The sequence below is a fragment of the Acidovorax cavernicola genome (assembly GCF_003581445.1).
Genome location: NZ_QXMN01000149.1, coordinates 1 through 2237, shown reverse-complemented (window position 1 = coordinate 2237; position 2237 = coordinate 1). Strand labels below are relative to the sequence as shown.

The window sequence follows — 2237 nt, the reverse complement described above, 5'->3', positions numbered from 1 at the left end:
CGAATACGCCGACCTGGCGCACAAGGGCTGGGTGCCGGAACGCGGCATCGACCACTTCCTGTGCCATTACTCGTCCGAGCGCTTCATTCCCGTGGTCGACGACCTGCTGGGCAAGGCGCAGCTGTCGATCCCGCGCGAGCGCTGGTGGAGCAATCTGGCCTGGCGCGGCAACACCGGCGCGGCGTCGATCTTCATCATGCTGTCGGAGTTTCTGCAGCAGAAGGGCTCGGCCCTCAAGGCCGGCGACACCGTGCTGTGCTTCGGCACGGCACCCGGCGAGGTCTGGGTACTTTCGGTGTTGGAGCGCTGCGCCGGCGCGCAAGAGCGCGTGCTCCGATGCAGCGGCAACACGCGCCTCGTGGTGGACGGGGGACAGCTCGCACTCGAAGCCGAGCAGTTGCACCTGGCGTCGGACCGCCTGGGCGTACGCGCCGCCACCGCCACCGTGTCGCTCGATTCGACCGAGTTCATCGGCGAGCGGGTGCGCATGATCGCCGGCACAGTCAAGCTCGTGGGCAGCCTGCTGAGCACGGTGATGGACCGCGTCAACCACTTCAGCCAGCACTACCTGCGCACAACCAAGGGGCTGGACCGCGTAAATGCGGCCCACATCGAATGCGATGCGACCGAGCTGCTGCACCTGCGCGGCGAGCATGCGCTGATCAACGGCGCCAAGCTGGTGAAGACGCGCGGCGCGCAGATCCACTTCGGCTGAGGCGGCACCATGTTCGCCAACTGCCAGATGATGGGAACGGACATGGGGTTTCCCGATGTCTGCATCACGCCCGCCGCGCCTTCACCGATTCCGGTGCCCTATCCGAACATCGCGATGGGGCCGATGGCCATTCCGAACTGCCCGACGATCCTGTTCATGTGCACGCCGGCCCACAACCTCGGCACGGTCATTCCCATGACCAACGGCGACAACCCGGGCGTGCTGCTGGGGGTGGCATCAGGCACGGTCATGGGGCCCAGCCGCCATCTGACCGGCGCCTTCACGGTGCTGCTGAACAGCATGCCCGCCACGCGCCTGACCAGCACCTCACTGCAGAACAGCACCAACTGCCCCGGCGTGCGCACGGTGCCGAGCCAGACGCTCGTGCTGCTGCTGGCCCCGTGACGGTGCGACGTGCGCGCATGCGGCATACCTCTTAAGGCGAGATTGCCAACCGGCCCCACGGAATGAATACTCCTTGCGAGATTGCACGGGCGCAGCCGCCATCGGGGGCCGATTCATGATCCATATCGCTGTCATCACCCGGCAAGGCATGCCGGCCGGACCGTCCATCGCCGCGGACTTCGGACCTGGCGGCGGCACCATCGGCCGCGCCGACACCAATGCGCTCGTGCTCGACGACCCCGACCGCACCGTCTCGCGCGTGCATGCGCAGGTGCTGTGCCGCGACGGGCAGTACTTCATCGTCGATCGCGGCAGCAACGCGATGCAATGCAACGGCGTCTCGCTGGGCGCGGGCAAGGAAGCGGCGCTGACGGACGGCGCACGCCTCGTCATCGGCAGTTTCGAACTCTCGGTGCGCGTGATGGCCGCCGCGGCGCCTCCGGCCGCACCCATCATTCCCAACACCGTGATGTCGGCGCCGGCCGCCGCATCCGCCGCCAGCAGCGACGACCCGTTCGCCGACCTGCTCGCGGGCCTGGGATCGCCGCCCGCACCGGCTCCCGCGCCTGCTGCAGCGGCCCGCGTCGCGCCCGCCGAGTCGCTGCTCTTTCCCGATCCGATGGCCAGCGGCTCGCGCAATGCGCAGGCCGACCAGGTCGATCCGTTCGCGAACCTGCTGGGCCCCACGCCTTCGGCCGCACCCGCCGCCGGGCTCGGCGCGCTCGACGATTTTTCCGACCTCGGCGCACCGCCCGCGCATGGCAAGGCCGCGAGCATCGACGACCTTTTCGGCGGCTCGCCGGGCGCCGGCGGCATCGGCGGCGATCCGCTCGCGCTGTCGCCGCTGGCCGATCCGCTGCTGCAGCCGAACACCGCGTCGGATGCCGATCCGCTGGCCGCCCTGCAGCGCGCGGCGCCCGCCACGCCGGTGCCGCGTTCCGATCACTTGCCGATCGACCAGTTCGGCTTCGAGCCGCCGAAGGCCATCACGCCGCCACCACCTGCGCCGGCGCCCACTCCGGTGGCGCCGCTTGCGAACTTCGACGACGTGACCGGCCAGCCCATCCGCATCAGCGGCCCGGAGAACGGCGCACGCGTGGCCGAGCCACCGCCGCCC

At 69.8% G+C, this 2237-nt stretch carries 2 protein-coding genes and 1 pseudogene; all 3 read left to right on the top strand.

Annotated features, from left to right (window positions below; all coding sequences use genetic code 11):
• Positions 1-652, top strand: a pseudogene (locus tag D3H34_RS31860) (DUF3540 domain-containing protein); the annotation flags it as partial.
• A gap of 72 nt (positions 653-724) precedes the next feature.
• Positions 725-1120, top strand: coding sequence for a DUF4150 domain-containing protein (locus D3H34_RS31855; RefSeq protein ID WP_056584565.1), 396 nt, complete (start codon positions 725-727; stop codon positions 1118-1120).
• Between the two features lie 115 nt (positions 1121-1235).
• Positions 1236-2237, top strand: a 1002-nt coding sequence (locus D3H34_RS31850; RefSeq protein ID WP_119558785.1) for an FHA domain-containing protein, incomplete at its 3' end; no start/stop codon positions are given.

Excerpts from the sequence above, each read along its gene's own strand:
- D3H34_RS31855 (WP_056584565.1), top strand. The coding sequence starts at position 725 with ATGTTCGCCAACTGCCAGATGATGGGAACGGACATGGGGTTTCCCGAT.